At 40.3% G+C, this 24,415-nt stretch carries 22 protein-coding genes; 4 read left to right on the top strand and 18 right to left on the bottom strand.

The features are described 5' to 3' along the window. Positions 1 to 97: 97 nt before the first annotated feature. From E2L03_RS07480 to E2L03_RS07465, 4 genes are all read right to left on the bottom strand, one after another. Positions 98 to 1,609: a sigma-54 interaction domain-containing protein gene (locus E2L03_RS07480; protein ID WP_134259169.1), complete on the bottom strand. Its 1,512-nt coding sequence runs from the start codon at positions 1,607 to 1,609 to the stop codon at positions 98 to 100. 63 nt (positions 1,610 to 1,672) lie between these two features. Then, positions 1,673 to 1,867, bottom strand: a complete 195-nt coding sequence (ykzS, locus tag E2L03_RS07475; RefSeq protein ID WP_038476255.1) for a protein YkzS — start codon at positions 1,865 to 1,867, stop codon at positions 1,673 to 1,675. Positions 1,868 to 1,994: 127 nt separating this feature from the next. Continuing rightward, positions 1,995 to 3,242 (bottom strand): formaldehyde dehydrogenase, glutathione-independent, encoded by a 1,248-nt coding sequence (gene fdhA, locus E2L03_RS07470; RefSeq protein WP_134258839.1) that lies wholly within the window; start codon positions 3,240 to 3,242, stop codon positions 1,995 to 1,997. Positions 3,243 to 3,449: 207 nt separating this feature from the next. Further along, positions 3,450 to 5,525, bottom strand: a complete 2,076-nt coding sequence (locus E2L03_RS07465; RefSeq protein WP_166740215.1) for a DEAD/DEAH box helicase — start codon at positions 5,523 to 5,525, stop codon at positions 3,450 to 3,452. A gap of 277 nt (positions 5,526 to 5,802) precedes the next feature. Between E2L03_RS07465 and E2L03_RS20835 the strand changes: the two genes are divergently transcribed. After that, entirely contained in the window at positions 5,803 to 6,822 is a 1,020-nt protein-coding gene (locus tag E2L03_RS20835; protein WP_197196488.1) for a hypothetical protein, read from the top strand. 75 nt (positions 6,823 to 6,897) lie between these two features. Here the strand turns inward: E2L03_RS20835 and E2L03_RS07455 are convergent, their stop codons facing one another. Further along, entirely contained in the window at positions 6,898 to 7,806 is a 909-nt protein-coding gene (locus tag E2L03_RS07455; protein WP_197196489.1) for a manganese catalase family protein, read from the bottom strand. A gap of 252 nt (positions 7,807 to 8,058) precedes the next feature. Next, on the bottom strand, positions 8,059 to 8,721 hold the full coding sequence (locus E2L03_RS07450) for a DUF4352 domain-containing protein (protein WP_134258836.1): 663 nt from the start codon (positions 8,719 to 8,721) through the stop codon (positions 8,059 to 8,061). 457 nt (positions 8,722 to 9,178) lie between these two features. Here E2L03_RS07450 and sda point away from each other — a divergent pair, with 457 nt between their 5' ends. Further along, positions 9,179 to 9,322, top strand: a complete 144-nt coding sequence (gene sda / locus E2L03_RS07445; protein WP_084167281.1) for a sporulation histidine kinase inhibitor Sda — start codon at positions 9,179 to 9,181, stop codon at positions 9,320 to 9,322. A 446-nt stretch (positions 9,323 to 9,768) separates the two neighbouring features. Here sda and E2L03_RS07440 read toward each other — a convergent pair whose 3' ends face one another. From E2L03_RS07440 to E2L03_RS07390, 11 genes are all read right to left on the bottom strand, one after another. Beyond that, complete coding sequence (locus tag E2L03_RS07440; RefSeq protein WP_124741186.1) at positions 9,769 to 10,278, bottom strand: spore coat protein; 510 nt, start codon at positions 10,276 to 10,278, stop codon at positions 9,769 to 9,771. 89 nt (positions 10,279 to 10,367) lie between these two features. Further along, complete coding sequence (locus E2L03_RS07435) at positions 10,368 to 10,754, bottom strand: hypothetical protein (RefSeq protein WP_124741185.1); 387 nt, start codon at positions 10,752 to 10,754, stop codon at positions 10,368 to 10,370. A gap of 432 nt (positions 10,755 to 11,186) precedes the next feature. After that, positions 11,187 to 12,776, bottom strand: coding sequence for a solute:sodium symporter family transporter (locus E2L03_RS07430; RefSeq protein WP_134258835.1), 1,590 nt, complete (start codon positions 12,774 to 12,776; stop codon positions 11,187 to 11,189). A 58-nt stretch (positions 12,777 to 12,834) separates the two neighbouring features. Continuing rightward, entirely contained in the window at positions 12,835 to 13,866 is a 1,032-nt protein-coding gene (locus tag E2L03_RS07425) for a Gfo/Idh/MocA family oxidoreductase (protein ID WP_134258834.1), read from the bottom strand. Positions 13,867 to 13,880: 14 nt separating this feature from the next. Next, a complete protein-coding gene (fba, locus tag E2L03_RS07420) occupies positions 13,881 to 14,756 on the bottom strand; it encodes a class II fructose-1,6-bisphosphate aldolase (protein ID WP_134258833.1) in 876 nt (291 codons plus the stop codon). 15 nt (positions 14,757 to 14,771) lie between these two features. After that, positions 14,772 to 15,815, bottom strand: a complete 1,044-nt coding sequence (gene iolG / locus E2L03_RS07415; RefSeq protein ID WP_055737080.1) for a bifunctional inositol 2-dehydrogenase/D-chiro-inositol 1-dehydrogenase — start codon at positions 15,813 to 15,815, stop codon at positions 14,772 to 14,774. Between the two features lie 21 nt (positions 15,816 to 15,836). Next, entirely contained in the window at positions 15,837 to 16,754 is a 918-nt protein-coding gene (gene iolE, locus E2L03_RS07410) for a myo-inosose-2 dehydratase (RefSeq protein ID WP_134258832.1), read from the bottom strand. Positions 16,755 to 16,766: 12 nt separating this feature from the next. Further along, entirely contained in the window at positions 16,767 to 18,677 is a 1,911-nt protein-coding gene (gene iolD, locus E2L03_RS07405; protein WP_134258831.1) for a 3D-(3,5/4)-trihydroxycyclohexane-1,2-dione acylhydrolase (decyclizing), read from the bottom strand. Between the two features lie 17 nt (positions 18,678 to 18,694). Beyond that, positions 18,695 to 19,681, bottom strand: coding sequence for a 5-dehydro-2-deoxygluconokinase (iolC, locus tag E2L03_RS07400; protein WP_055737077.1), 987 nt, complete (start codon positions 19,679 to 19,681; stop codon positions 18,695 to 18,697). Between the two features lies 1 nt (position 19,682). Next, the gene (gene iolB, locus E2L03_RS07395) at positions 19,683 to 20,507 is read right to left on the bottom strand and encodes a 5-deoxy-glucuronate isomerase (RefSeq protein WP_124741180.1); all 825 of its coding nucleotides are present in this window, start codon (positions 20,505 to 20,507) and stop codon (positions 19,683 to 19,685) included. A gap of 22 nt (positions 20,508 to 20,529) precedes the next feature. Further along, positions 20,530 to 22,032 (bottom strand): CoA-acylating methylmalonate-semialdehyde dehydrogenase, encoded by a 1,503-nt coding sequence (locus tag E2L03_RS07390; RefSeq protein ID WP_134258830.1) that lies wholly within the window; start codon positions 22,030 to 22,032, stop codon positions 20,530 to 20,532. A gap of 194 nt (positions 22,033 to 22,226) precedes the next feature. Between E2L03_RS07390 and E2L03_RS07385 the strand changes: the two genes are divergently transcribed. After that, a complete protein-coding gene (locus E2L03_RS07385; RefSeq protein WP_038476219.1) occupies positions 22,227 to 22,976 on the top strand; it encodes a DeoR/GlpR family DNA-binding transcription regulator in 750 nt (249 codons plus the stop codon). 105 nt (positions 22,977 to 23,081) lie between these two features. Here the strand turns inward: E2L03_RS07385 and E2L03_RS07380 are convergent, their stop codons facing one another. Beyond that, the gene (locus E2L03_RS07380; protein WP_038476216.1) at positions 23,082 to 23,450 is read right to left on the bottom strand and encodes an iron chaperone; all 369 of its coding nucleotides are present in this window, start codon (positions 23,448 to 23,450) and stop codon (positions 23,082 to 23,084) included. A gap of 459 nt (positions 23,451 to 23,909) precedes the next feature. On the opposite strand from E2L03_RS07380, the gene E2L03_RS07375 reads away from it, so the two are divergent. Continuing rightward, a complete protein-coding gene (locus tag E2L03_RS07375; RefSeq protein WP_134258829.1) occupies positions 23,910 to 24,380 on the top strand; it encodes an SAM-dependent methyltransferase in 471 nt (156 codons plus the stop codon). Positions 24,381 to 24,415: the final 35 nt, after the last annotated feature.

The raw sequence follows: 24,415 nt of genomic DNA, 5'->3' as shown, positions 1-24,415 counted from the left end.
TATAGATAGAAGCAAAAATCGTGCCAACGTATCATTTAGTGCATAAAGGGGTTTACACAGGGATGTTGATTACAATATGAATCAAACGATTATAAATTTAATCAAATGAATAGTTTTTTCGCTTTGTTACTAACGCCGCTTGGCTTATCCCTAATGCTTCAGCTGCTTTCCGAGTCGTTCTATGGTCAGCCAATGCTTTCGTAATCATCGCTTGCTCCAGTTGAAAAACGGCTTCCTTTAGCGTAAGCGCCGGCATCTGTTTCTCATTTTGAATAAATGGTTGTGGTAAATCACTTGCACGAATGACAGGAGTAGGGCTCGTAGCGACAACATAATCGATGACATTCTTTAATTCACGAATATTTCCCGGCCATTGTCTTTTTTGTAACGCTTTGAAGGCATCTGACTCTAATACAACCTTTCTTCCATAGCGACTGTTTAATTCTTGTAAAAAGAAGCGTGCCAAACGATCAATTTCTTTCGGTCGTTCACGTAACGGCTCAATGACAAGAGGTACGACCGCTATTCGATAATAGAAATCTTCACGCATAATCCCTTCTTTCACTAGACTAGCAAGATTCTGGTGGGTTGCCGATAGTAGACGGACGTCTACCCGTTTTTCCGTCGTTGAACCAACTGGTGTAAATCGATGCTCATCCAGCACTTTCAACAGCTTTACTTGTGTTCCTTGTGGTAACTCCCCTACCTCGTCTAGAAAAAGCGTCCCACCATGGGCAGCTTCAATTAGACCTTTTTTCCCTTTTGCTAAAGCTCCTGTAAAAGCACCAGGTCCATAACCGAATAATTCAGCTTCAATAAGGGTTTCACTAATAGCTCCACAATTTACAACGACAAAGGGCTTGTCTTTGCGTTGCGAATGTTCATGAATATAAGCGGCTGCTTTTGTTTTTCCGACACCACTTTCACCAAGGAGGCAGACAGTCGCTGTCGTTTGGGCGACACGTTTCGCCGTAGCTAAAAACGCAACGGTCTTTTCATCTTCAGCAACAATCGGTGTTCCGTCCACTTTTCCAACAAAGCGCTCAAGCTCAGCTTGCTGTTCCTTTAAGCCTTCTAATTCAGCCTGCATGTTCAAAAGGTCCGTCATGTCACGAACTACGCTAACGACATATTCAATCTCCCCATGAACGTTAAAAGACGGCGTACCAGACACCATAGCGTTTCGACCACTTGCTAAACGCTGCATACGAGTTACTACTTTCTTTTGCTTGATCACTTCAAGAGAGATGGAACGGGAAATATAGCCGGCTTTCTCCATATCCCGCATATGCATGCCGATAATGGCTTGCGCCGGAATACCTGTTATTCGTTCGTATGCTTTGTTTACTTTTAACGTTACGCCCTTCCCATCAGTTACATAGACACCGTCATAGAGAGAATTCATTAAGATGGCAAACATCTCACTTTTAAGTAACGATTCAAACTGATGGGGTGCGACTAATTCTGGACGGTGGTCGAGAAGAGATGCAGCTGTATCGTCTTCACGACCTGATTGAATGGCGTTTCGCACATCGGAAAGAAATAATGTACCTAATACCGCGCCGTCATGATGAACGACTTCAATTGAAATATGATCCCCCTTAACCATTGACACGATAACAGCGGAAAGAGAATCACTTCCCTTTACTGAATCCTTGTTCGGAATCATTTCTTAAGCCGTCCAACCAGGTTGATACGTATAAATGACAGCGCCGCGATGCTGTGCATTTCCACGAAAATCTTTTTTATCCTCTTGCTCCATTAACGCCTCACGAAAACTAGTAAATTGCTCTTTTGTAACAACCACTTCTTTTATCTCGCCACTACGCAACTGTTCTATTATCTGTTTTGCCTCATGTTGATTCATTTAAAAACGCTCCTTTATCCTTTACGTCTTCTTATTATGCCAAAAAAAAACCAAGCAAGGAAGATCTCCCTACTCGGATTTCATTCTAAAGCAATCAACAAAAGACAGGTGCTGTAGCCTTAATCTTTTAATTAAGCGTACCATGCGGGTCGATGACAAATTTTTTCGCTGCACCACCATCAAAATCAGCATAGCCATCCGGTGCTTCATCTAGAGAAATAACGGTGGCATTGACAGCTTTTGCAATAGAAGCTTTGCCAGATAATATAAGCTTCATTAATTGTCGGTTATATTGCATGGCCGGTGTCTGCCCAGTCACAAATGTATGTGCCTTTGCCCAACCTTGTCCAAACCGCACTTTTAACGAGCCTGTCTTTGCATCTTCATCTGTTGCCCCTGGATCTTCGGTAACATAAAGCCCTGGGATCCCTAGTTTCCCACCAGCTTGAGTCACATCCATGATTGCATTGAGTACCGCTGCCGGCTGTTCACCTCCATGCTCTCCATGACCCGATGCTTCAAATCCTACAGCATCTACTGCTGCGTCCACCTCTGGCACACCTAAAATCGCTTCTATTTGTTCCCCGAGTCGATCATGCTTAGAAAGATCAACTGTTTCACAACCAAAGCTACGTGCTTGTGCCAATCTCTCTTCGTTAAGATCACCGACAATGACACTTGACGCACCTAGAAGTTGAGCGGAATGTGCCGCCGCTAAACCTACCGGCCCTGCACCTGCTACATAAACGGTTGATCCAATACTTACACCAGCTGTATAAGCCCCATGGAATCCAGTTGGAAAAATATCTGTTAACATGGTCAAATCAAGGATTTTTTCCATCGCTTTCTCTTTGTTTGGAAACGTAAGTAATTGAAAATCAGCATAGGGAACCATGACGTATTCTGATTGCCCTCCAACCCATCCGCCCATATCAACATAGCCATAGGCCGAACCTGGACGTTCTGGATTAACGTTCAAACAAATATGCGTTTTTCGCTCCTGACACATTACACAGCGACCACACGCAATATTGAACGGGACTGAGACAATATCCCCTTTCTCAATAAACTCAACATCTCTACCAACTTCGATCACTTCACCAGTAATTTCATGACCTAATACGAGACCCTCTGGAGCAGTAGTCCGTCCACGTACCATATGCTGGTCGCTACCACAAATATTCGTAACGATGACTTTTAGAATTACACCATGCTCACACTTCCGACCGACATTCGCTTTAGGAACTCCTGGACCATCTTTTAACACCAATTCTGGATACTCAATATCTTGTACTTGTACACCTTTTTTACCCATGTATACAACACCGCGATTATTTGCCACGTAACCCCTCCTATAGTGTTCATTTCTTTCCATCGCAATTCCTAGCTACATCGTTTCGTGTCACCTCTTTCCAAAGAACCTATCGTTCCTTCTTGCTACTCTATTTACCAATACTTGTCATTCTAAACCTATCTTTTGAAAAATGAATCATCTCCTTTAACGTTGTCCACGCAAAAAAGAGAGCCTCCGTTGCTCTCTTGGTATTTTTGTAATAGAAGGCTAGAACATACTTACACTGACTCATTCGACTCGGCTAAATAACTCAGGCTCTTCTAATCGAATAAGTTCAAGCTCTAAACGCTTACGAAATTCAAGCTTATCAAAACCAAAATAAACCGCGATAAACGATTGCTCTTCGTTCCAATGAGTATCAATGAAGTGTTTTTTCTCTTCACCGTAAAGCCTTCTTTGCGTAATCTCTTCCGCCAGTCTTGTGATATCCACTTTATCCCGGTCTTTCAACCAGCGTAGCGTTGGTTTAGTCTTCGTTTTACTAAAATAGTGGTACAGTGCTGCGAGATCTTGTTCATGAAAACCAAATGTATGTCGTTTTTCTCGGAAATAAGACTTGGCTGTTCTATTTAGCATGGCAGCCACTTCGTTTTTTTCTACTACTACCATGTTGGCAAGCCACGATTCATAAGCAGTAGCCAAATGTTCATAGACAAGAATGTCAATTGACTGGCGTTGGGAAGGGTCTATAAATGAATACACACCAACAGGGATCGTTTCAACAAAACGATGGGCTTCTGCTTCTTCTTTAGGCAGGCTCTTATACCACTTATCAACAATTGAAATCGTCAATGGCACTCTTTGATTCTCAACAAACCGTTGCTTCATTTCGGCTGCCTCATCTTGATAGAGTTCATTTGGCGTAATCCAAGAAATCGTCTCTGGCCATTCATCATGAAAATGCACGATCTGTGCTGATGCCGTTCCTCCTGCTTCAACACCTCGCATCGCCCTTCCAATCATTTGCGTCATTAAAATAGCAGACGATGTGGGCCGAGCTAGAAATACAGTTTGAACATCCGGTAAGTCCGTTCCTTCGGTTAACATATTCACGTTTATTAATACATCTAGTTCATTGTCTTTAAACCGTTTTAGCGCTTCTCCTTTCTTCTCTTCTCCTGAAATAAAATAATCAGCTGAGATGCCCGCCTCTATAAACTGTCTTGTCAATAAAATGGCATGCTTACGATTCATCGCGAACACAAGCGTCTTACCATACACGTGTTTATGAGAACGATACTCTTTTACAATAAGCGCATTGCGCGCTTGGTGAATCGTCAAATAGTCCTCCACCTTTGGAGGCAAACGATCAGCTGTATGAATGTGCTGAATATCCGCTACCGATAAAGTCGGCAGTTTTTTCACACCAGTTTTGAGCTCTTTAAAAAACGGTTCTGCTAAAATACCTCTTGCAATTAATGTTGCAACATCTAGTTTATAGACAATATCATCTGAAAACCGTTTCTTTAACAATCCTCTCTCTTCTTCTAAAGTCCGAAAAGGGGTGGCAGTTAAACCTAAAATAGTAGGATTTGATTTTTTTGATACTGTCGTTAAAATGTGCTCGTACGTTTCAGACACTGCATGATGAGCTTCATCAACAACAATCAATATGTCCTCATTAGCCTTTAACCAATTTTCTTGCAGCAACGATAATTGTCCTGCAATACTTTGATTCGTGCCAATAACAATTTGATCGGTTGACTGGATAGCCTTTACCGACTCATGGGTTTCGTCACTGGATATAAGTCGGCACGAAATGACTTTTCCCTTTTTCACTAAGTCATTTGTTGCAAGGGTGCGAATTGCAGAAAAAGCTTGGTCAAGTAAATCATGACGGTGTGTCAACCACAGCACTTTACGCCCTCTATTGACTCCTTCTTTCAGAAGCCAATGCACAGCAACGACTGTCTTTCCGCCGCCTGTTGGTATAGACAAGATACCCGAGAACGGCATAGGGGTCTCATCTAACCGCCGCAGGGCTTCTTCTTGATGAACAAAGAGTCGAAAAGGAAGATCATTGGTCCTCACCTGTACGAGATGAGGAGAATGCTCCACCTCTTGAAAAGAAAAAGTAACCCATTCTTCCATTTTCAAACGATGCCACTGTGTGCCTGTAGACGAATACGCACGTACCTTTAAACGCTTTAAATGCTTGTTCACAGTAGCAACCATTAGCTCCGTACGTCTTTTTTGACCAATCCGCTTCATAAACGAGCGCATTTTAATGGTCATGCGCTGATTCTTCCGTTGCTTCATCTCTTCTTTTAGTTCAAATAAACCCAATGGTATAGTTGGCTTCATGTTCTCTCTCCATTCCAACCACCAATTATACGCGATACCCTGTATGTAGAAAACAGGAAAAAAGAGGCCACAGGAAGCTTTGCTGATGACCATGAGGTGATTGAGGCCAATAAGAGGGAATTGTGATCCGTTTAGAATAAATCTACCCATGTTTTACGAATCCTGCCGTTAGAAAGATTACTAAATGACAAGCTTTTTCAACAAATAAAATACGATGTTAAATCAAAAAAACTAAGCATTGCATAGTATACGTTATCTATTGTCAGGAGGAACTACAATGAAGTATTTCAATAATAAAAACCTTCAACTATGCAATGTTTGTCAAAACAATCTTTCCTATTTTAACAAACAAACTAAGCGTTGTTCTTGTTTAGGCATAACGGGCCCTACTGGTCCGACTGGCCCTGGATTGACTATTGGAGTGACTGGTCCGACCGGGCCTACTGGGCTTACCGGGGCTACCGGGACTACTGGGGCTACTGGGCTTACCGGGTTTACTGGGGCTACTGGGGCTACCGGGGCTACTGGGGCTACTGGGGCTACTGGGGCTACTGGGGCTACTGGGGCTACTGGGGCTACCGGGGCTACTGGGGCTACTGGGGCTACTGGACCTACTGGACCTCAAGGCATCCCCGGCCCTCCAACTGGATCCACTGGTCCGACTGGTCCCACTGGCCCTGGACCGGTTGGACCTCAAGGACCTACTGGACCTACCGGACCCCAAGGCTCTACTGGCGTAACTGGACCCACCGGCATTGGGCTAACTGGGGCTACTGGACCTACCGGACCTAGCAGTGGAACAGCAATTAATTATGAAACAGTTAAATTAGGGGATATAAATGTTACGATTCCATTTAACGCCGGCTCAGGGAACAATCAAGCAATAGGGGCACTTATTTTTGGTGATGGCTCAATCGTATCTAACCTAGCCTCTTATATCATTCAAGTTGGTAGTGGAACAGGGCTTTATCAGATGGCAATTGCTCTCACAAGCTCAAACAATCAAGCGACAATTATTGCAACAACTGATATTGTTACAACAATATCAGGAGGCATTTTTTCACTACCACTACAACAACCAGTATTTCTTGATGACGCAGTTGTTTATTATTTCATTGTTTACAACCAAATTAATGGATCGGCTATAGGAGGACGCTCTACAGGATTAGGGACTACTGAAGATGGACCCCCAATAAATTTCAGAGCGCAGAATATCCCTACTGGCCTTTCTGTTGGTCAATTGATTAACACAAGCGACGGTAGTTTACTTCTATCACCTTGGGTTACAGGCTATTAAAAGATAAGGACCCAGATTTCATCTAGGTGATAGTAAATGAAAAAGGCGCTATGCAACTGCATGCGCCTTTCTCAATCATGATAATCCTGCTTCATACCTTAGCCGCTTCGATAACTCTCTAAATTGTTCTTCATCAAAGCCTGGTGCAAATTCTTCAGGAACACTATTTAAATCAGGAATTTCCCCACCCTCCGGTGTACCATCGACTACTTCAAGAGGACCTTCAGGACCGATTGGGGTAGGACCTGTCCATATTCGATTTAACAGTTTGTAATCGTCGTCACTAAAACGGTACAACTTACGATGTTCACCTAGTGATTCATATTTTCTGGCGTGGTCAAAAGCTGAGTTGTCCAAGCTTGGTACAGGTAGTAATTTCATCATGTTTACTCCTGTTACTTCCTCAATGGCTCTCGCATACGCAACGGCATGCACACTTCCTCTTACAAGCAAATAACCCACTAACTCACGGGCAGTTTCGTTATCTGTCATTTGATACACGCGCATTTTATGTGTTCGAGCCCCGCACTCAAGGTAAAAGTTGTGAAGGAGGTCATTCACTAAATTCCCACTAGAGAAGACATGATCTCCTGACCAAGGTGTTCCTGTCGAATCTGTTGGTATAGCATTTTGACCGCCTAAAATGAAATTAAACTTATTTCCGAAACCTTTCACAGGGTCTAAAGGCGTATCATCCGGATTCGTACTACCATTACCAACAGAGCCGTCAAGACATAGGTTAATGGTATTTGATACTAGCTCAACATGACCAATTTCTTCAGCAGTAATACTCGCAATAAGCTCATAGAAAGGACGAAGTTTCTTTTTACTTCTAAAATTAAAAGATTGAAACATGTAATTATTCAGGGTGGACATCTCTCCAAACCGACCACCAAGTAACTCTTGAATGGCACCTGCTGACTCTGGATCAGGCTGTTTTAATTCTGGTAAATCAATTTGAAGTCTATCAATCCTTTTAAACATTATATGCTCCTTTCCGTACCTTTATATTTTTGATCGGAGAGCAGTCGTGTGCTTCAACATCTCTTCTTCTTTTTCCTAAAACGCACAGAATAAACAGTTTTATTAAAATCTTTATATAATTAAAACTTAAGTCCCGATTCTTTAGCTTTTGTTAACAAAACTGAACTCTTTTTTTAATGAACGAAAAAAGCACAATCGTTGCATACTGCAAACGTTGTGCTTTAGAAACCATAACGCTTTCTTTTAATACTGCTACTCAGCAGGAAGTGTCCAAATGACTTGATTTTTCACAGCTGAAGCTGCAACTAATCCACTCCTAATTCGAATATAATGCTCTTCTCCTTCATTGTTTTCAAACAAAATTTGACCAGACACTGACTCATTAGTGGACAATTCGCCAGATAGTTCATCCACGTCAACATCGTATAATTCAGAAACCGGCCAGTAACCACCACCATCTAAATCACTTGTCACTTCAAAAATTTCAACCGTTTCTTCTAATTTCAAAGGCTCATTATGTAAATTTTTTATGGTTACATCGACAAGTATAAACGTATCCAAATCGGGCTTTTCCCCGTCTAAATTCGAATCCATAGCCACTGAATCGATAGTCAATTCAAAGTGTTGAATGGTTGTTTCAATCGTACCCGTATCACCAACAGTTAAATCGATCTGATCTTCCGTTGAACCTTCACCTAGGTTTGGAGAAGAACCATTTGTATCCTCTTCATCGTCATCTGTATTTCGCTCAATTAGACCCGATCCTTCTTCCACTTCAGTTTCTTCTGTCCCATTCACTTCCTCATCAGTAGACTCATTGCCTTCTTGAGGAATCGCCTCTTGGTCATTACTACAGGCGGCAAGCACACTAAAAAAAAGAACCATTATAAAAGGTAATGCCCATATCTTTTTCACGTGTATACAACTCCTATTACAAATTCATTTACAATTATTTGAAGCTATTCCCTTGTTGTGAATTTCTTAAACCGGTCTATATCACAACTAATACTCTGCAGCGATTCAGTTCAGACTATTTCTAAGAAGCTTGTCGAAGAAACACTTTCATAAAAATAAAAGACGCTGAAGAGTAAAAAGGGTCTAGAAACTGTAAATAGTGAGCTATATACATAAACAAGTTAGAGTTAGTAGACAGAAGTGGTAATAAATCTTTAAGGAAATGAACCAGATGTCTAAAGCGGGTATTCAGTTGACGCCATTATATAAGCAAAAATTCGGCCAACTGGTACCGGTACCTATTAGTAGAGCAATTTTAAAATAAGACTATTTAGAATTAAAAATTTTATATTAAATAGGTTTACACACTATTTTTAAAGGGTAGTGAACAATGTTAAGTATAGAGGTGGTGAATTAATTGAAAATTACAGATATTAGCGATACTTTGTTAAACGACTTAATTGAAAAGTCTATTCTAGACAACTTAAACAACGACTTCATTCAACTATTAAAAGATGAGCTAGAGAGGAGACTTACTATTAACCACGAGGTCCCGAAGTAAATCAATTTCTCTTGATTCTAAATTTCTTTGAAGCTTTTCTTCAAATTCAAATAGTAAGGTAAATAGCTGCTCATCCTTTTCCATTGCGTTTTTATTACCTCCATTCATTTTTTAATTTTTATATCATCATATGAAAATACAAGTGACAATACAAGATAAATGTTGCTTACTAAATAAACTTTCTACAATTCAATGATACGGATGTTAGCATGGTAATCTGTTAGTATAACAAACCAGCAAGGGCGATCGAATGAAGTGAAGTTTTTCCAACATAAAAAATTTATACATAACGATTTTCACTTTTCCACCGGCTTAAAAAGAGAGGCGAGAGATCTTGGAAGGGAAACGATAAAAGAACTGCTAAAAATAGATTCATTTTCTCCTTCTTTTCCTACAGATTTTTACTTATGTATAAGAGGGCACCCATCTCCCCTCTCTTTTTATTTTTACAAAATATCTAATCTTACAAGTAAAGCTAATAAGATTTGTAGTAACAGTTGAATGTTCACTGCGATTTGAGTATCAGTTGTAGTAACATCAACATTTTTAGAGTTTTCAACAACTGTTTTTTGGTAGTTTAGCTGTTTAATTTTTGAGCTTTGTAGTAACTCTTGCGTGATTTTATCGGCTTTCTCACTATCAGCAATTGAAATACTGATAACAAGTGCAATAGCCGTTTGTAAAGATGCTTGTAATGAAAGAGCTGCTTTCGTATCAGTAGAGTTTACTGTTACATCACAAGAATCCTTAATTAAAATGAACTCTTCAGACAATTGCAATGTCTTGTTAACTTGTGATGCCCCTTGCGTAGGTGAACCTCCATTTTTATCCAGTGGATGACATGCTTCTGGATCTAATGCTGACCAACGCTTATTGTTTCTCCAGTGAGACTCGTGATCCTCACATTTTTTACACTCTTTTTCTTCAACTTCAACGTAACTTTTTTCTTCACTCATTCCTAATACCCCTTCCTTCATAGTCTACTTTACTTTATGTCACAATCTATTTTTTGCTTGGGCAATTTCATGATAGACACTCACCCGTTTTAAAACCTTCTGCGATTAACAAACGAATTCGGTGTACGCTTCCGCGTTATCATAGCCGGTCTTTCAAAGTAATCATTTGATTCAGCTGATGTGCCACTGCCAAATTCACTAGAATCCTGCTCTTCACGAGAACGACCAACGTTAGTAAGATTTCCCTTTAACAAGCTCTTTTCAAGACTATTAGAATCAAAAGATGTTTTTGCTGGTTTGCCTACTGTGTCCATATCGATGCTCTGCAAAAATTTATTAACCTCTGACTGTATATCTACAACCGTACTCTTTACTTTAGCTTGGTCATTTAAAGATAAATCTTTGGAAACATTGACGTTATACTTATCTAAAATTCTCCCCACAACTACCTCTACTAGATGCTGATGGTTATTCATTAAGATTTCCCCTTTCCTTCTTTCAAATTTAAGAACGGTTTTTACTTTAGAATGTAACTTCGTAAGACCTTTGATTAGTCGTATCCTCCCGCTGTATCCCCATAAACCCATTCTTTCTAAGTATTTTATGTCTTAAAGCCGTTTTTGATTGGGCCTTTCATTTAGATTGACGCACGAAAAAATAAATGAAGAGTAACGTCATTAAATCAATACCTTTCATAAAATGAGATAGAACAGGAACACTGAAATAGCAAACCTAATGTGATGAGAATATAAGATCGTTTGTTTATTCATTGCTCCATTGATGCACATGGACTGGACTCACTATTGGATAGCACACGCTAAAACACTATACTGATCCCCTTAACCGCTATCAATCTATTACGTTTCAATCTAAAAAAACCAGCAGTCTATCAGACTACTGGTTTAACGCTATTGTGCAATTCCCCAAGGTGAAAAGATTAGGTATGTACCAAGAACAGTGATGACAACAACTGCACTAACCCAGTACCGATGCTTCCAAGGGGTGAGATCCACTTTTTGCTTGCCTGTCTCGAATACAAACGGCGTTGTGTTTTTTTGCAATCGACTAACACCCCATAAAATAAACAAGTCAACAAAGAACATAACACTAAAAACGTATAAGTAATGGACATCTAAGAATAACTGCGATGCTCCATAAACAATGACATGAAAGATAAATGTAAATTTAGCCGCGAAAGGCGTAGCATATTTTGAATAAAACCCTAATAGCACGATAACAAGAAGTGGCATGCTATACAAACCGTTGAATTGTTGGACCACATGATATAAACCAGCAGGTGCAAATGAAATGAGTGGAGCAATAATGATTGCCGTTAAACCGACACCGATTGTGAAAATCTTCCCAACACGGGCAATTTGCTTATCTGTTTTCTCTTTTCCTATGGGCTTATAAAAGTCAAGTGTGAGTAGTGTCGAAGCAGCGTTTAGTGCGCCAATAAATGAACTTAAAATGGCTCCAAAAATGACGGCAGCAAACACACCAAACATCCATTCAGGTAAAACAGCAGATACCAACATTGGGTAAGCATTATCAGAATTCGAGATGCCGTCCCCGAACATATTTAACGCAATGATGCCTGGAAAGACAAGAAAAAGAGCGCCGAAGATCTTGAAAAAACCTACATATAATGCACCTTTTTGCCCCTCTCGAAGATCTCTTCCTGCCAAGACTTTTTGCACAATCATTTGGTTTGTACACCAAAAAAATAAGTTATTAAAAAACATCCCTAAAAATAACGTTGGCCATGGTACATAAGAAGAATCAACTGCTCCAATCGCATTAAGCATTTCAGGCGTATTTTGACGTATTGTCTCAAAACCTGACAACATATTTCCATTCCCTAACATCATTAAACCAAAGATTGGTACAGATAGACCAGCTATAAGTAAGCCAATTCCGTAAATAGTGTCACTAAATGCAGCTAACCTTAATCCTCCTAACATCAAGTATGCAAGACCAACAACCCCTATTCCACCAGCAATGAATGCAATCGCAATAAGTGGGTCGACTCCAAGCATTTCATCAACAGAGAAGATTTGGTTAAACACTAAGGAACCGGAATAAAGAACGACAGGTAAGAAAGATACAACGTATGTAAATATGAATAAGGCAGATGCAATCTTCTTTGTGGTTTTGTCAAAGCGTACTTCTATAAAGTCGGTGACCGTATCTACGCCATGCTTTAAATACTTTGGAAGGAAAATTAACGCCAGGGCGACAATCGCAATCGCCGAAGTTACTTCCCAAGCCATTACCTCCATTCCGGCAACATAGCTTTGTCCGTTCTGACCAACAATCTGTTCTGTTGAGAGATTCGTACCAATTACAGTACCAGCGATTACAATACCAGTTAAGCTACGACCACCTAAGAAGTACCCTTCTGAGCTTGAATTATCAATCGTCCTACTTTTTCGATAAGCAAAAATCCATATCGCCACAACAATAAAAAGAAACGTGGCTATCGCAAAAGCGTTCAAAACCAATTTCCCCCTTTTTCAACCTAATAGGGTGAGCGCGCATGTATACGCTTCCTTTTTATAGGTGCGTTTTTTCTGGTGCAAACTCTTCTACAATAACTTTTTTTCCTGTTTGATAAGCGTGTGTTGCTGCTAAAGCCACTCGCAAATCTTGAGTAGCATCTTTATCATCCACAATCGGCTTTTCACCAGCCTGTATACAGTGGATAAAATGCTTCAGTTCTTCAATGTATGCCACACGGAACCTTGTTTGGAAATCAGGAAACACCTTAAAATTACTTCCATCTTGGTTCAATACGGTTACCTGCTGTTCTCTCAAATCGCCTACAAACAAAGCACCTTCTGTCCCAATGACTTCAGCACGAATATCATAGCCATAAGGAGAATTCCTAGACACTTCCATGTCGCCAATGGCACCATTTGCAAATTCAACGTATGTCAACCCATGATCAAGATCATTGAATTCTTTCATAAAATCATATTTTAATACGTTTCCATGAGCGGCAACCGAGGTAATCTCTGTATTAAATAAGTAACGAGCAATATCATAATCATGAATGGAACAATCAACGAAAATACCTCCACTACTCTTTATAAATTCCGGTGGGGGTGATCCCGGGTCCCTTGTGAACGCTTTAAAATAGAGCGGTCGCCCAATTTCGCCGTTATCAATTCGACGTTTGGCATCAACATACCCCGGATCAAATCGACGCATAAAGCCAACCTGACAGATAATACCAGCTTTTTTCACTGCCACTGAGACTTTTTCCGATTCTTCTAGATTTAACGTTAATGGTTTTTCAACAAATATATGTTTTTGATAATAAGCAGCTTTTTTTATAATTTCAGCATGAGTGTTCGTTGGAGTTACGATGACAACAGCATCTACTCCTGGGTGAGTAAGAGCATCCTCAATGTTGGTAGAGTGAAACTCAATTCCAAATTCACCCGCTACTTCCTTCGCCCTGCCTGGTAGTGGGTCCACCACCATATATAAATTTGCCCCATGTACTTCGGTTAAAAGGTTTTTCGTATGTGAATAACCGAGACGACCGAGTCCTAGTACCGCTATATTTATGCGCTTTTTCATTTCAAACATCCTTTCTAACACTTCGACCTAACCAGATTGGCTTTGTGAGTTGAGCCGAACTCCTTCAGCTTTTGCTGTACTGCTTCTTGAACAGCATGAATGGCCGGGGTTAATAAAGTTGCAGGCTCAAACGCATCCGGTTGCTTAATCAACTGTTTCCTTAGTTGATCAGACCAAGCAATCATACATTCTGTATTAATATTCACCTTGGCATGTCCTAACTGAATGGCTCGCTCTAAATCATGACTTGGAATGCCTGAAGCACCATGAAGCACAAGTGGAATATCCGTCACCTTTGAGATTTGTTCCATTTCCTTAAACCCTAGCTTAGGTTCTCCATAATAACGACCATGAACCGAACCTAATGCTGCTGCTAACGCATCAATCTTCGCCTCTGTAACTAAACGCTCACATTCATCGACATTCGCATATGATACGCCACCAATCACACCATCTTCCGTTCCACCAACCGTCCCAACTTCTGCTTCAACACTAACACCAAACTTTACAGCATAATCTGAAACTTCTTTTGTCATCGCAATATTCTCTTCAATCGATAGGTGCGATCCATCAATCATGACCGAACTAAATCCAGCGTCAATGGCTTGAAAGCACGATTGAACATTTCTACCATGATCAAGATGCAAAACAACAGGAACTTTTATATTCATTTCATTGATTAAAGAGTCGACAAAAGAAACGACTGTACGATATCCACCTAAGTAATCAATCATTCTCTCTGATGCTGCCGCGATAACAGGTGATTGTTCTTCCTCAGCAGCAAGAAGAATTGCTTTGGTCCATTGCAATCCATTTATATTAAATTGACCGATTGCATAGCGATTTTTTTTTGCTTCTAAGAGTAGCTCTTTCATGAAAGCAAACGCCATAATACCCACTCCTCTCTAGTACACGACTTTAGCTGCTGGCTTCTCTTTTTTATAAAAATCAGGGCATTGAGCAAGTTCAATAGTCTCTTTCACACCCGAAATTTGTGCTTTCACACATGCATCTGCAGTCACTGCCGCAATGTACCCATCCCATGCTGTAGGACCAGAAACGGTACCCTTATCAAGAACGTTATCGATAAAATCTTGCACTTCAACATCATAAGCGTGAGCAAAACGCTCCTGCCAATCCATTCCTATTTCTTTTCCAATTTGACCACCCTTTCTTACTTGAACGTGCGCTTCATCAGGTAGGCGGAGAAGTCCTTCTTCACCAACAATTTCACATTGAATATCGTATCCGTACGTACAGTTCACAAAAATTTCAACGTTAATCATGACACCACTCTCGGTTTGTAACATTACCATTTGTGGATCCTTCAGGTGTGGCAATGCATGCTTCGTTTTTCTAGGATAAAATACTTGAGCTGAAACATAGTCGTCATTAATTAACCAGCGCAACACATCAATTTCATGAATCAATGTATCGTGGATTGCCATATCAGTGGAGTAACGCTCAGCCACATTAGCGTTTCTGTGAGCACAATGCATCAGTAAAGGTTCTCCAATTGTGTTTTGATCAATCGCTTCTTTCAACTTTTTGTAACCGCTATCATAACGACGCATAAAACCTACCTGAACAAGTGGATTCCCATAAGCCATTTCCGCTTCCACAATTCGCATACACCCTTCTGCAGTTGTTGCTAACGGCTTTTCACAAAATACAAACTTCTTTGCTTCAATTGCTTTTAACACACTGCTCTCGTGAGCTTGACCCCAGCTTGTAATAAAGACAGCTTCAATTCTTGAATCCTGAATTAAGTCCACATCATCTTTATACAACGTTGCATTTAATTTAAATTCTTTAATGACGGCTTCTGCCGCTTGTTGGTTAACATCTGTTACCGCAATAATTTCTGCACCAGCTAGACTCTTTGTTACGCGACGAATATGGTCTCTACCGATTGCGCCCGTCCCAATAACGCCTATTTTTAACGTCATTCGTATCCCCACCTTTGGTCTTTAACTATCGACTGTTCCGATACTCTTCTTTAATAATTTACTATCAATGTACTCTCTTGCTTTTAAAGCGTATTCCAATGGATGAGCAATTTCTGGGTCTTGCTCCGCTTCAACAACGATCCAGCCTTGATATCCCTTCTTTACTAAACGTAAAAACACAGGTTCAAAATCAATGCAACCATCTCCCGGAACCGTAAACATTCCTCTTAAAAATGACTGTCTGAACGTTAAACCATCTTGTTTACATGTTGTCAGTACATCTTTGCGAACATCTTTAAAATGAACGTGGTTTATTCGATGACAGTATGTATCTAACACTGATAGGTACTCACCGTCAGCGATAAACGTATGACCCGTATCGTATAGTAACCCAACAAGATTCGGATTCGTCCCCTCCATCAACCGCTTCACTTCTTCTTTCGTCTGTACAACCGTCCCCATATGAGAATGATAAGCAAGTTTCAAACCATAGGATTTAGCAATTCCACCTAGTCTGTCTACTCCTTGACACACGATTCCCCATTCTTCATCTGTTAGGGTTGGTTTACGGTTTAATGCAAAAACGTTTTGCTCTTCATTTTGGACACTGTACGTTTGTTCCGATACTACAGCGACTTCTGCATTCACTTCCTTTAGATACGCACAATGCTCGTGAAACAAAGCTGCAGTTGCACTTACACCATCACGAATGAGATAGCTCGAAAACCATTGGCCTACAATTCTTAACTGCCTAAGTTGTATTTCCTTATTTAAAATAGAAGCTTCAGGAAAAAACCCTCCAACTTCTGTTCCTTCGAACTTTGCGACAACTACATCACTAAGAAGATGGGCAAGTGTGTTACCTGCCCCTATTTCTGGCAAATCGTCATTACGCCAGCCAATAGGCGCAATGCCCCATTTAATCTGCTTACTGGTCAGAATAATCTCCCCTTAATAGAGCTTTGCTGTATTTAATTTCGTTTGGTGCTGCTGATATGCCCGCTGAACCGACGTTACGTTTGATGTTTCTGCAACACCAACATTCCACCAGCTCTCGTACCCATCTGTCATTGTTTTCGGGAGAACTTTAATTTCAATAAGCGTGGAAACCTCTTGACACATTGAATCCTTCACTGCTTTTTGAAGTTGTTCCACTGACGATACCCGGTAGACTTTTGCACCATATGCTTCTGCAATCTTGGCGTAATCAATGTTCATAATGTTCCCTGTATGTGTGCGAAATTCACAACCATGACTACCGCTTCCATGATCCATTTGTAAATTACTTATACAACCGAATCCAGCGTTATCAAATAAGACAACATTCAATTTATACCCATACTGAATGGCTGTGACCAGCTCGGAGTGCATCATAAGAAAACTGCCATCACCTACAAGAGAATAGACTTCTTTATCAGGTTCAGCTAGCTTCGCACCGAAACCACCTGCAATTTCGTAGCCCATACAAGAGTAGCCATACTCTAGGTGGTATGTATTTGGTGTTTCTGTATCCCATAAACGTTGTAGATCTCCTGGGAGAGATCCAGCTGCACAAACGATTACTGCATCTTTAGCTATCGCTTTATTAAGTGCTATTAAAGCAGTTGTTTGTGGGAATTCGGTGTTTAATGTATCTGCATACTCATTTAATACTTGTTGCGAAAACTGTCCCTCGATTTCAGGTTTAAACCGATTACGATCAAATGAAATAGAAGACAACCGTTCTCTTTCCTGAATCCACTCTTTTTTCCACGAATCAATAGAACCATGATGACTTCTATAGCCCTTTAATTTCTCAAAAAGAATAGATAACGTTACCCTCGCATCTGCTACAACCTGCACAGCGTCCATCTTATACGCGTGCATCCGGCTAACATTTATATTTACAAAGGAAGCTTTGTCATAAGAGAATGCCGTTTTGGAGGAAGATGTAAAATCTGTGTAGCGTGTTCCTACTCCAATGACTAAATCAGCCTCTTTTGCTGCAAGGTTCGCTGCTTTTGTACCTGTCACACCAACCCCCCCTAAATTAAGGGGATGATGGCTTTCAACGGTTGATTTACCGGCTTGTGTTTCAACCATAGGAACTCGATATGTCTCAGAAAAAGTGACTAATTCATCTCGAGCTTCAGAGTATTTTGCCCCACCACCAACAATAATAAGAGGTTTTTTACTTTTGCGTATCGCTTGAATAGCCTCATCTATTTCACGACTAGTAGATTCACTTCGATCCACATAATGAACTCTTTTCCCAAAAAAAGTCATTGGGTAATCGTACGCTTCCCCCTCGACATCTTGAGCAATACAAATCGTTACAGGACCTGCTTTCGCTGGGTCAGTCATCACCTCAAATGCTCGAAGCAAGCTACTCATCAGTTGTTCTGGTCGAACGACACGATCCCAGTAACGGGATACTGGTTTTAATGCATCATTTGTAGTAATTGCTGCACTATATTCTTGTTCGAACTGTTGCAGGACCGGATCAGGCTGTCGCGTGGCAAACGTATCAGCTGGAAGAAGTAGAACTGGGATGTTATTCGCTAAAGCCGTTCCAGCGGCAGGCACTAAGTTAGCAGCTCCTGGACCAACAGAAGTGGTAACCGCATAAATCTTCTTTCTAAGCATTTGTTTTGAATACGCGATGGCTGCATGTGCCATCCCTTGTTCGTTTTTTCCTTGAATGACTTTGAGATGACCAGCATCTTGTTCAAGTGCTTGACCAATTCCGAGCACATTGCCATGACCAAAGATGTTGAACATGCCTTCAACAAAGTGCTCCTCTTTTCCATCTACTGAAATAAACTGGTTGTTTAAAAATTTCACAAGGGCTTGCCCTGTTGTCAAACGAATTGTTTCTGCCATGATCTCACAGCCTCCTTTTAAACACGCTGTTCGTGTTGCTTTAAGAGATCTTCGATTTCTCCAACCGTCGGCATTGCTTCTGATGAGCTATGCTTACTGACCACAATTGCCGCTGAAGCACCGCCGAACTGTAACGCTTCCTGCGTTGATTTTCCGTTTACAAGTGCATATAGAAAAGCAGATGCATACGAATCGCCTGCACCGAACGTTTTCAAAACGTTAGATGGATAGGCTTTAGCCCGGGTAATGGTCCCATCTTCTTCGAATGCAATAGAACCGTCCACACCATGCTTAATGACAACAAGTTCAGCTCGATGTGCAAGTAACGCTTTTGCTGTTTGTTCATCATCACCATTTTCTTGATTTTCAAGAATGTCATATTCATCACGTGTTCCAATGACAAGATTCGCTTGTTCTGCTGCCCACTTATAATAAACAGACGTCTCTTCTGCTGATTGCCATGTATATGGTCGATAATCTAATTCAAATACGATCGTCACGTTGTTCTTTTTTGCATAACCCACTGCTTGAAATACCGCTTCACGAGAAGGGCTTTGGGCAAGTGCCGTCCCTGAAACTAACAACATTTTTGCTTCGGCAATATATGCCTCTGATACTTCTTCCGGACGCAAGAATAAATCTGCTACCTCTGTGCGATACATTAAAATACTGCACTCTTCAGGACTCTTAATCTCTGTAAATGTTAAACCTGTCTTATGACCTTCTGTATCCGTTATCATTTCTGACGTATCTACGCCAACGCCATCCATATATGAGCGAATAAATCTCCCATGCTGATCATCAGCCAATTTACCAATAAATCCTGTTTTTAAGCCTAATTTTGATGAACCAATCGCAACGTTTGCTGGTGATCCACCTACATATTTAGAAAATGTCATCGTTTCTTCCATCGGACGATTGTATTCCGTTGCATTTAAATCGATACACGCGCGCCCAATCGCAACTAAATCAAACCGTTTATCTTTTGCAAACGTAACTGTCATTTTACGAATCCTCACGATCTAAGATCCACTCATGAGCTGGATCATTATAAAATTTCCAAGTCCGCTTTGGACCTGCCATTACATTTAAATAGTATGATGTATAGCCATCAGGCACGCCAACTGGATGATAACCAGCTGGCACTAAAACAACATCTTCATTTTCAACAGTCATCGTTTCATCTAAGCTACGGTCATCTGTGTAAACACGTTGAAAAACAAACCCTTGTGGCGGATCTTGTTCATGGTAATACGTCTCTTCCAAAAATGATTCGTGCGGCAAATTATCTTGATCGTGCTTATGAGGTGGGTAACTAGAGAAATTCCCGCTCTCCGTATACACTTCTACAACTAGTAAAGAATCAGCCACATCCAGTGAATCTGGTAAAATATTATGGACAGACCGCTGATTCATTTTTATGCCACGATGCTCTGGTTGGATATCTTTAGCGGGAAGTAAGCGGTTAGGACGTTTTGTCATCCCAGGTGCATAACAAAGCGCTACTCTAGCATTCGTATCAGCTTGAATACGAAAAGTTGTCTCTTTTGTTATATACACACTATCTGTCGGAACTTTTTCAAATACACTATTTCTAGTCCCAATGGATGAAAATGTATCCTCTCCTGCCGTGACAGACGCTTTCCCTGTCACAATGACGGCACAGCACTCTTGATTTGTTAATGTTTCTTCATACAGTGCGCCTTCTGTGAGGTCAATGACGGAAAATCCAACGTATTCAAGTGGCGTTCGACCGTCTTTCACTTCATGTATCAACGTCACACCTTTAGATAATGGCTTCTTTTCCGGTTTGCGTAATAACTTAGGCATATAATCCTCCTGTGCGTCTAAATTAATCTTCAAATACTGGATCTACTAAGCGAGCTGTCACCACTTTTTTACGTGTATAGAAATCGACACTATCTTTTCCATTTGCATGAAGTGTGCCGAAGAAAGAAGACTTCCAGCCAGAGAATGGGAAGAATGCCATAGGTGCTGGTACACCAAGATTAACCCCTAACATACCTGCATCAATGTTTTCGCGAAAGTAGCGAATTGCTTGCGCGTCTTTCGTGAAAATACAAGCGCCATTCGCAAATTCTGATTGGTTTGCCGTAGCAATTGCTTCTTTCAAATGCTTTACACGGACGATTGATAATACAGGTGCAAAAATTTCATCTTTCCAAATCTTCATTTCCGTTGTAACGTTGTCAAAGATTGTTGGCCCAACAAAGTAACCATCATCACTTGCACGTTCTCTACCGTCTAATAAAAGCGTTGCGCCTTCTTCTATACCGGACTCTATATATGAAAACGTACGTTTTTTATTGTCTTCACGAATAACTGGCCCTAAGAATACCCCGTCGTCAATACCCTTTCCCATTTTTAAGCTCTCCGCTTTTTCCGTAAGCTTTGCGATAAACGCATCCGCAATAGCATCTTCTACTGTTACAACCGCACATGCCATACAACGTTCTCCAGCAGAGCCGAAGGCAGCACCGACAATATCATTAACCGCCGTATCTAAATCGGCATCTCGTAATACAACTGTATGGTTATTTGCACCAGTAAGCGCTTGGACACGCTTTAAATTTTCGCTACCACGCTTAAATACATATTCACCAACTGGTTTAGAACCAACAAAAGAAACCGCTTTAATTTCTGGATGGTCTAAAATACCGTTTACTACGTCGTGGGCACCATAGACAATATTAAACACACCATCAGGGAGTCCAGCTTCTTTTAGCAGGTCTGCAAATTTCTCGACAAGCAAAGGTGTACGCTCTGACGGCTTAAGAATAAATGTATTCCCAAGTGCGATGGCCATCGGAAACATCCAGCAAGGCACCATCATCGGAAAGTTAAACGGTGTAATACCGCCAACAACACCAATTGGATAGCGGTAATTACTTGCCTCTACGTTTGTAGCAATAGCAGGCAACGCATCACCCATCATAAGGGAAGGAGCACTAGCAGCAAATTCAACGTTCTCAATCCCCCGCTGTACTTCACCACGGGCTTCCGTTAAATTCTTGCCATTTTCCAGTGTAATCAGTTGGGCTAATTCTTCTTTATGTTGTTGCAATAGCTGTTGAAAACTAAAAAGTATACGTGCACGACGTGGGACTGCAACAGTTGACCAAACGTGGAAAGCTTCCTTTGCAATCTCGGCTGCATAATGAAGTTCTTGCCTTGTTGAAAGCGGCACTCGACAGAGAACGTCTTTTGTCGCTGGATTGACCACTTCCTCATACTCTGAAGTCTTACTGACGACCCACTTTCCATTTATGTAGTTTTTTAATGTACGAACTTTACTCGCTGTTTCGACCACCACAATCCCTCCATCAATTAACATTACTAGTAATCGCTTACAATAAAAATAAAACTATTGGTTACTTATTGGTTATATATTAATAACATCTTGGATATATGTCAACGATTTAACGGAATATTTTCTTTAATCACGATTAAATATATATATGTGTTGATTATATTTTGAGTATGATGGTATAGTATGAGATAAGAATTTTTGACGTTGGGAGTAATAGAATGAAGCTAGTTAGGATTCAAGAAATGGAAAACTACATTCTTGCAAACGGAACCGTCTCCATTGATGATTTATGTGAGCGCTTCGATGTATCCAAAAATACTGTTCGACGGGATCTTAACCGTTTAACCGAAAAAGGGGTGATTGAAAAAGTATACGGAGGAGTTACTGCAACGGAAAAACAGTTAATTCCGTTTGAAAATCGTCACCACGTCTACAATGATGAAAAAGTTCGGATCGCTCTACATGCAGCATCGTTTATAGAAGATCAAGACTTTGTTTATATTGACTCAGGTACCACAACAAAATGGATGTTCGATCATTTCCCTGAAGATAAGTTTATTACGGTTTTGACGAATAATTTAGACGTTATCAATGCTGTGTCGGACAAAGAAAATATTGAACTGTTTGTATTAGGGAATCATTACCAAGCAAAAACACGTTCATTCGTCAACATAAGCAGCTTTTCACTTAATAAGTATAATGTAGATAAAGCGTTTATGGCTTGTACTGGAGCTAGCATTTCTAAAGGATTAACCAATGCCGATCTTCACGAATATGAAGTAAAAAAGAGCATTGTTCAGAAAGAAAATGAGCTTTTTCTACTAGCCGATGCTTCAAAATTCGGTCAGTCAACTATGCTTACGTATGCCCCTTTGTCTCGAGTGGACCACATTATCACATCTGCCCCTTTAGATGAGTCGTATAAAACATTCTTTCAAGAAGAAAATATTGTGTTACACACGGTTTAATCAATCGTTTAATTAACAACAAAAAGCGGTGAACCACTCATGTCCACCGCTTCTTTTTCATATACCTTCATTTTTATAGTATGTTGCTGAACAAATAATCTCTTTTTACCGCCAAAATTTCTTATACCCTTTTTTATCCTCAATATTAAACCAAATCATTCTCTCTAATAACTTGTAATCTACAGGTTTATTCCAAGGAATTCTAAACAATCCCTTAGTTGCACTGTAACCGGCCTGAGCAATTTCATCAGCAAAACGTGATATACCTGCTTCTTCTGGTGAGACGCTTAAATGGTGTTTTGCAGTAGAAACACCAATTATAAAAGTGTCTTGATTTGAAAACATCGGCGTGTTCCACTTAATGTGTGGTACTAGCTCAGGAAACTCAACAGATATCCACGTCAACATTTCTTCTGTTCGATTACGATGCTCAGGATGATCGATACTTGCTAAGTAATCTTTGAAATGATCCATATTCTCCTCCACAATAAGTAAGTCATGATTATCTTTCCCCCCTCTATACATCACTCTCTTTCTTTTCATTAAAGGGGCTATTACACCATCATAATTTTTATACTTTCACATGGCTTTGCTATCAAGTACATAGTACCGATTCTTTTATTTTAATTCAATCAACTGATTCCCTCGACCCCTTATTTCAATAGATTTTTTTAGTTCAAAAATAAAAGTATCCCTTCCTTCTGAGTGTTCTTCGCACTAGCAGAACAGACTACGTCTTTTTAACCTTCAAACTACCCGCTCCAACGAACAATTTGTTGCTGCCTTTACTCTCAAACTGTCCAAAAATAGCATAACATTTACAGAAAACAAAAATCGGAATAAGAATACGGTTAAAATTATTCCTAAAATTATAATTATTATATACACTGAGAAGAGAATACATATCTAACAAGCGAAAAGGCGGGAATCATTATGAATCATAACGAATTTTTTGCAGAATATATTGGGCATATCTCCTCACCAAGGAAAGACATGGAAGATGATAACTGGGGAAACGTTGTCAGCATCATTAAATTGGATTCAAGATTTCCAGTGTCCTCTTTAAAAGGATTGGAAGAATTTTCTCATTTAGATATTGTTTTTCATATGAATCAGGTTGATAAGAGCAAAATTGTTACACAAGATCGACACCCTAGAAACAATCCAGAGTGGCCGAGTGTAGGGATTTTTTCTCAACGAGCTAAAGGCAGACCCAATGCAATTGGAGTATCGAGGTGCGAGCTATTAGAGATAAACCAATCTGAGATCAAAGTTAAATCTTTGGACGCTATTGATAAAACACCTATCCTTGATATAAAACCTTATGTTAAAGAATTTGGCCCTATTGGTGAAGTAAGGCAACCCAAATGGATCGACGAATTAATGGAGGATTATTACAAGTAATAATGTGAGACTTATCTATGCGAGCCATTAACAGA

This window comes from Shouchella oshimensis, from assembly GCF_004375095.1.
GTDB lineage: Bacteria > Bacillota > Bacilli > Bacillales > Bacillaceae_D > Shouchella > Shouchella oshimensis.
This window is presented reverse-complemented; position numbering and strand designations above follow the sequence as displayed.